The organism is Rhodopseudomonas sp. B29 (assembly GCF_000333455.1).
Taxonomy (GTDB): Bacteria; Pseudomonadota; Alphaproteobacteria; order Rhizobiales; family Xanthobacteraceae; genus Rhodopseudomonas.
Map to the genome: position 1 here is coordinate 1 of NZ_BADD01000260.1, position 7,425 is coordinate 7,425.

Below are 7,425 nucleotides of genomic sequence, written 5' to 3' on the forward strand. Positions count from 1 at the left end.
ACGATCCAGTGCCAGATACTGAGTGAACCCATCTGCAATCTCCAAAGACACGACCGGCGCGCCAGCCTCTACCTATCTGAGAAGCTAGGGGCATCTGCCGCCGAAAACAAGGATTTAAGCCGCCGGAACGTCGTCGTGATCGGCATCGCGGCAGGATGGCGCGGCAAGCGCCACATCTTGCTTAAAGGCCGCGCCGGCAATCACTCCCGATCGCGTTCGTCGGGCGACGGTTCCTCGTCGGCCGCTTCGGCCGATTCTGCATCGCCGGCGTCGGGAAGCTCGGCCGCCTCGGGCTCGGACAGCTCCGCCTCGACCTCGGCCGCGCTGGCCTGCTCCGGCTCGTCCTGCTCAGCGACGACGTCGTCGGCCGGCTCCTCTTCAGCTTCAATCTCGTTGTCCGATTCGTCGGCTTCGGCGAAATCAGTTCCGGCGGCTTCGGTCTCGGCTTCGGGCTCGGCGAATTCCGCCTCGCTGACGTCAGCTTCGACGAACTCGGCCTCGACCGTCTCGACAAACCCGACCTCGACGTCCGACACCTCGTGCGCGGCGGCTTCGCTTTCACCGGCCTCAATGGTGCCGACCGAAGCGGCCTGAACCTCGGCCTCCGTCGTCTGCTCGGCGTCGGAAGCCGCAGCCTCTGCCTCGGTCTCCGGATCGGCCTGCGGCGCCAGCGCCAGATCGATGTCGCCGGGCTCCAGCGGATCCTCGTCCTCGCGCAGCGCCGGATCGTCGGACGGCGTCGGCACGCTGAAGCCGGTCGGCAGGCGGGTGTCGAGCAGGCCGGCGCCCTTGAGCTCATCGAGCCCCGGCAGGTCGTTCAGCGCTTCGAGATTGAACTGCGACAGGAACGCGTCGGTAGTACCGAAGGTCAGCGGCCGGCCCGGCGTCTTGCGGCGGCCGCGCGGCTTGATCCAGCCGGTCTCGAGCAGCACGTCGAGCGTGCCCTTCGAGGTGACGACGCCGCGAATCTCTTCGATCTCGGCGCGGGTGATCGGCTGGTGATAGGCGATGATCGCCAGCATCTCGATCGCGGCGCGTGAGAGTTTCTTGGTCTCGGTGGTCTCGCGCGTCATCAGCCAGGCGAGATCGCCGGCGGTTCGGAACGTCCATTTGTTCGCGACGCGGACGAGATTGACGCCCCGATGGGCGTAGTCGTCCTGCAGCTGCTTCAGCGCGACCTTGACGTCGACACCTTCCGGCATGCGCTTGGCCAGCGCCGCCTGGTCGAGCGGCTCCGGCGACGCGAACAGCAAGGCTTCGAGCAGGCGCAGCTCCTCGGGCCGCGCTTGCGGCTGCTGCTCGGTGCTCACGTCGTCGTGCTCGAATTCTTCATCGAACTGCACGATGCGCTTCTCCGCCAGACTGGCCATGGCTGCTCTCCTTCAACTAATTTGCCGGAGTATCCGGCACGGCCACCGCTTCCATCGCGGGAGACGGCGGTCGCTTACGAAAATACAAGGGCGCCAGAGGCTGCGACTGATGCAGTTCGACCTGACCTTCGCGCACCAGTTCCAGCGCCGCGGCGAAGCTCGACGCCAGCGCGGTGGCGCGCTGCGCCGGATCGGCGACATACTGCAGCAGATATTCGTCGAGCCGGCCCCAGTCCTCGGCCAGGCCGACAAGCCGTTCCAACGATGCACGCGCTTCGGCCAGCGACCAGACGGTGCGGCGGGCCAGATGCACGGTGGTGAGAACACGGGCCTGACGCTGGGTCGCGTAGGCACTGAGCAGGTCGTACAGCGTCGCGGTGAATTTCGGATGGCGGATCTCGTCGATGGCCTCGGCGGCGCCGCGCGGAAAGATGTCGCGCTGCAATTGCGGGCGCGTCATCAGCGCATTGGCGGCCTCGCGGATCGCCTCCAGCCGGCGCAGCCGGTTGGCCAGCGCGGTCGCCATCTCCTCGGCGCTCGGGCCCTCCTGAGCGGGCGGCTCGGGCAGCAACAGCCGCGACTTCAGGAACGCCAGCCACGCCGCCATCACCAGATAGTCGGCGGCGAGCTCGAGGCGGATCTTGCGCGCCTCTTCGATGAACAAGAGGTACTGATCGGCCAGCGCCAGGATCGAGATCTTGTGCAGATCGACCTTCTGCTGCCGCGCCAACGCGAGCAGCAGATCGAGCGGACCTTCATAGCCCTCGACGTCGACGACCAGCGCGTCGTCGTCCTGCTCGATCGGCGCCGTCGGGCGGCCGGTCTCGAATTGGAGAATTTCCGCAGTCATGCGCCTGTCCTTACGCGCGCGGTCAAAGCGTCGAGTTCGGCGCGGGCGGCAACACGATCGAACGCCTGCGGCGGTCGGCGCGACGCCAGGGCCGCCTCGGCCCGCGCCAGAGCCTCGCCCGCCAGCTCCGGCACTTCGGCCGCAACCTGCCGCATCTCGTCGAGCTTGCCGTTGCAATGCAGGACGACGTCGCAGCCGGCTTTGACGCTGGCGGCAGTCCGCTCCGCAATCGTCCCAGCCAGCGCGTTCATCGAAACGTCGTCACTCATCAGCAAACCTTGGAACCCGATTCCGTCGCGAATCACCCGAGCGATCATTGTCGCAGAAGTGGTCGCCGGTTGGGCCGGGTCGATCGCGCTAAACACAACATGTGCAGTCATCGCCATCGGCAGGTCGGCGAGCGGCCGAAATGCCGCGAAATCGCTGCGTTCGAGGTCCTCGCGCGGCGTATCCACCGTCGGCAGGCGATGATGGCTGTCCGCCGTGGCGCGGCCGTGTCCGGGGATATGTTTGAGAACGGGCAGAACGCCGCCCTGCTCCAGTCCCTGCGTGACCGCGCGGGCGATCGCCGCGACCTTGTCGGGGGTCGTGCCGTAGGCGCGATCGCCGATCACCGCGTCGGCGCCCTCCACCGGCACATCGGCCAGCGGCAAGCAATCGACGGTAATGCCGAGGTCGGCGAGATCGGCGGCAATCAGGCGGGCGCTGAGGCGCGCGGCGGTAAGGCCGGCGTCCGCCTCCTCGTCGTACAACGCGGAGAAAACCGCGCCCGACGGATAGGCGGGCCAATGCGGCGGACCGAGCCGCTGCACCCGGCCGCCCTCCTGATCGATCAGCACCGGAGCGTCGGGCCGATTGACCGCCGCGCGCAATTCTTGAACCAGGCGAGCAACCTGCGCCGGATTTTCGACATTGCGCTTGAACAGGATGAAGCCCCACGGCCGCGTTTCACGCAGGAAAGCGCGTTCGTCGGTGGTGAGCTCAAGTCCGGAAATACCGGTGATGAAGGCGCGCGGCTGCATCTAGGCCGTTTAGGCCGCGCGCGCCTCCAGGGTCAAGGAAACGGCCGTTAATTCCTCTGGACGAAGCACTGTCCGCCAGCACTTTTCAGGCTGCCGCAGAACTGCTGCGCTTCGGAAGAAGCCGAAAATGGGCCGACCATTGCCCGGTAGACGGTCTTGCCCCCGACATCGGCCCGCTTGATCACCGGCGAGCGCGAACCCAGCACCGACGGGAACTTGCCCTGCAGAACCCGATACGAGGATTTGGCTTCGGATTCGCTGAGCTGTGACGACACCTGCACCAGATAATTGCCACCGCCCGCCGACTCCGCCGGCGTCAGGGCTGCAACACGCTGGTTCGTCTGGCGAGGCGCGTCGGCGTCAGGAGACAACGACATCGGCGCATTGCCAGCCGACGCATTGGCGTCCTCGACCGAGCGGCCTCGCCGGGCCTGAACCACGGGCTGGGCCGGCGCAGCGGCAGCCGGCGCCGGGGCGCGGCTCGCCGGACGCGTCGCCGGCGGCGTGCGGCCGACCGGTTCGGCTGCTGGATCAGCCTGATCGGGGTGAATGCTAAAGGTCTTGATACGGCGCGGTTCGTCGGCCGAAGCCGTCGTCTGCGGCGGCGGGAACACCGGCCGGGCCGATGGCGACGTGCTGGCGACGCCGGGCGGGTTCGGATTCTGGTTGAGCTGCGGCAGCACAACCCTCGGACCGTTCTGGCTTTGTGACGGATCGGCGGGCTGCTCTTCACGCGACACTAGCGCCTCGGTCCCATTGCTGGCGAGACGATCCTGGATCGGCTTGCCGTCCGCTGCCGGTCCGGGGACCTTGGTCGGGCTGGTATCAGCCTTGATCACCGGCGGCTCGCCGCTGCGATGGCCGCCGACGAAGGTACGATAGGCGAAGGCACCCCCGGTACCAACCACGGCCAATGCCAGGATCGACACCACCGTCATCATGCCGCTGCGCCGCGGCTTCGCCGCCGGCGCCTCGTCGGCGTAGCCGTCGTCATAGCCATATTGCTGATCGGTGTAGTAGCCGGGCTGAGGCTCCGGCGGCAGTTCGCCGAACAGCGCCTCGTCGTAGCGATTGGGCTCGAGCGACGTCGGCGCGGCGGCACGCGGGTCGTAACCCTGCGCTTCGAAACTACGCGGATCGAACACCGGCTCGCGCAGATCCAGTGCCGGCTGCTCCACAGGCACCGGCTCATAGTTCGCAGGCGCGGCAGACGGGGTAAAATCCATCGGACCCGGATTATAGGCACGCATATCCGATTGCTGGTCGACAGGCGGAGCGACGGCCTTCACGAAGGATGGCGGCCGGCTGAAGTCCGGCTCGATCGGCGCATTGTCGCGCGGCGCTTCGCGGCGACGTTGCAGCCAGGACGGTTGCGACGGCGGAGCTTCTTCGACGTCGTCCGGGACCGGAGGCACAGGCCGGCTCATGCGAAAATCAGTAGCACGGGAATGGGTAGCAGCAGGATACGGCGCCGGAGTTTGCGGCGGAGCTTGGCGCGGCGCAGAGGTGCCGAAAGGATCGGTCTGACCGATCAGGCGCGCCAGTTCGGCCAACGGATCGCTGTCGGACCGCGGCGCGCCCTGCGGCGAGGTACGACCATCATCATCGGCCCGATAGGCCCGCTCGTAGGTTCGATCCGTCATCGTGATGTCGCGTCCCCTTCGCGAAAGCCGCCAGGCGCGCCCTCGCAGACGCACTCACAACTTTCAAAAAGCCAGCTTCGCCAGATCCGGCACGTTGCCGACCGGCTCCAGCGCGCTCAGCACATAGGTCGTCGCTGCCGGATAGAACGCATTGGCATACAGAAAGTCCGGACCGCTGAACATGTAGTACATCGCCGGTCGCGGCGCCGCGAGGTTGGCTGCGGTCCAAACGCGAATCCTGGAGAGTTGGCGTTGCTCGAGTTCGCCGAAGGCGCGGTCGAAGAATTTGGCGTGGCGCTGCCAGGACGGCGTCTGTGTCAGCGGCGCCAGCGGGGAATTTGCCGCGACCGGCAGGCCGGCGAGCACCCGAGCCGCATCGTCGGCCGACGAGGTTTGGGCGCGTAGCGGCGCGGCCAGGAGCGCGGACACGATCAGCGCCAGCACCGCCAGAGCGAGCCGCAAGCGGCTAGTGAACAATAAGATCGAGGCCGGCATTTGCAGCCGCGGGCGCAAGCGGGACTTGGAGTTCGGCGGCGGGCGCATCGACATCCTTTGCGGCTGGCGCCGGCACGGCCCGGCTGCGAACGAGACCATAAGCGAGCAGCCCCGCCAGCATGATGGCGCCGCTCGACAGCGATTGCAGCGGTCGCTCAGCGACGAGATACAGCATCATCGCCGCCGTCGCGACGAGGAAGATGGCGGGAGTGACGGGATAACCCCAGGCGCGATACGGCCGCGGCCGCAGCGGCTGTGTGATCCGCAGCCGTACCATGCCGAGCACCGTGAAGAACGAACACGCCAGCAATGCGAACTGGATGAAATCGAGCACCGCTTCGAAGCTCGCCGTCAAAAGCAGCAGCGTCGCCACAGCGAGCTGGACCAGGATCGCGGCACGCGGCGCGCCGGCATCCGAGCGCATGGCGAAGCGGCGTAACGCCGCGATGTCCTCGCCCATCGTCATGGTGACGCGTGGACCAATCCACATCATCGCGCTGATGGACGACACCAGCCCGATGCAGATCATCGCCGCGACGATCCGCCCGCCGGTCGGGCCGAACATCGCCTCACCGGCGACGCGGGCGACGTCGAGCTGGCCGGCCATCGCCGACAGTGGCGTGGTGATCAGAAACACGGCATTGAGCGCGACATACAGCACCGTGACGATCGCGGTGCCCGCGAGCAGCGCGCGCGGCAGGCTCTTCTGCGGCGCCTTGATCTCGCCGATGATGTAGGTCGCGGCATTCCAGCCGGAGAACGCATACATCACGAATACCAGCGAGATCGCAAACGACGGGTGCAGAATGTGCTGCAAGTCCGACGCCGCCGGCGCAAAGCGGATCTGCTGGCGATCGCCGATTGCGATTCCGGCGATCAGGAAGGCGGCGATCAGCGTCACCTTGAGCACCGTCGCGGCGAGCTGAAAGCTGCTGCCGTGGCGAATGCCGGCGAGCTGTACCACCGACACCAGCCACAGCACGCCGAGCGCCAGGCCGAGTGGCGGCGCGCCGGGCACCACCGCGGCCGCATATTGGCCGAACGCCATCGCGGCCAGCGCCGCTGGCGCTGCGAACCCAACGGTGGCCGAAACGAAGCCGGCGACGAAGCCGAACGCCGGGTGGAAGCAGCGGCTGAGGAAATTGTACTCGCCGCTCGAACGCGGAAACATTGCGCCAAGCTCGGCGTAGGACAGCGCGCCGCATACCGCCACGACGCCGCCGACGAGCCAGAGGAGAAGCAGCGAGAACCCTGACGACACGGCGTTGATCTGGAAGCCGAGGCTGGTGAACACCCCCACCCCGATCATGTCGGCGACCACAATCGCAGTGGCGACACCGGTCGACACCAACTGCGGTGGCCGTGTGCCGCCAGACTGACCGGCCGGCCCAGCGGCCCCCACCGCCATGCCCCGATCGCCGTCGCGTGGCCCCCCGGCCCGCTCCTGCGACTGCGTCTCGATCGCCATTTGTCCGCAATCCCCGCTGCCGAGGCTTAGTCTGCAGCCCCTGCCAGCCTGGTTCAATCAGCGTTAATCAACAATTAAACGATATCCCCGCCTACTCATTAATTACAGAAACACGCGGCTGGCGGGCTGGTATATGCTCGGCACCGTGGATTAGCGCACAATCGCGACAAGATTGCATGCGCCACTGCCGGCGCGATTTGGATTGTTGGGTAATTCACCCTGCCGGCGGCCCGTGCTGATCAGTTCGCGGGACGGACGCATCGGCCCCTCGGCCGAGGCTGATAGGAAGCGATGACCGGATCGAGGCAACAGCGCTCGCAGAGCAGCCGCATGCAGGTTTGCGTCTCGCCGGCGCGCGCGCGTCTGTTCGGCCGCTTGCCACGTCCCCTGAAGCTGCTAATCGCCGCCGTCCCGACTGCCTGTCTGCTGGCGCACTGCTCGCAAGCCCCGACCGCATCATCGTCTCGCCAAGTCGCTGCCGCGCCGAATACGTCGTCCGAGCGCGCCGCTTTCATCAACGACCGCTTCTATTCCGCCCCCGAAGATTTCAGGACGCTTCGGGCCGAACGACAGTTTC

General features: G+C 66.9%; 5 protein-coding genes and 1 pseudogene. All 6 read right to left on the reverse strand.

What is annotated here, in order from left to right; translation table 11 throughout:
* Positions 1-200: 200 nt before the first annotated feature.
* On the reverse strand, positions 201-1,370 hold the full coding sequence (scpB, locus tag I5M_RS09505; protein ID WP_022721186.1) for an SMC-Scp complex subunit ScpB: 1,170 nt from the start codon (positions 1,368-1,370) through the stop codon (positions 201-203).
* A 16-nt stretch (positions 1,371-1,386) separates the two neighbouring features.
* Positions 1,387-2,220: a ScpA family protein gene (locus I5M_RS09510; protein WP_022721187.1), complete on the reverse strand. Its 834-nt coding sequence runs from the start codon at positions 2,218-2,220 to the stop codon at positions 1,387-1,389.
* On the reverse strand, positions 2,217-3,242 hold the full coding sequence (nagZ, locus tag I5M_RS09515; protein ID WP_022721188.1) for a beta-N-acetylhexosaminidase: 1,026 nt from the start codon (positions 3,240-3,242) through the stop codon (positions 2,217-2,219). The genes I5M_RS09510 and nagZ overlap by 4 nt, the downstream gene beginning before the upstream one ends.
* 47 nt (positions 3,243-3,289) lie before the next feature.
* Entirely contained in the window at positions 3,290-4,885 is a 1,596-nt protein-coding gene (locus I5M_RS09520; RefSeq protein WP_022721189.1) for an SPOR domain-containing protein, read from the reverse strand.
* Positions 4,886-4,957: 72 nt separating this feature from the next.
* Positions 4,958-5,380, reverse strand: a pseudogene (locus tag I5M_RS09525) (hypothetical protein); the annotation flags it as partial.
* Positions 5,352-6,788: an APC family permease gene (locus I5M_RS09530; protein WP_083909550.1), complete on the reverse strand. Its 1,437-nt coding sequence runs from the start codon at positions 6,786-6,788 to the stop codon at positions 5,352-5,354. The gene I5M_RS09530 and the pseudogene I5M_RS09525, both read right to left, overlap by 29 nt.
* Between the last annotated feature and the right edge of the window lie 637 nt (positions 6,789-7,425).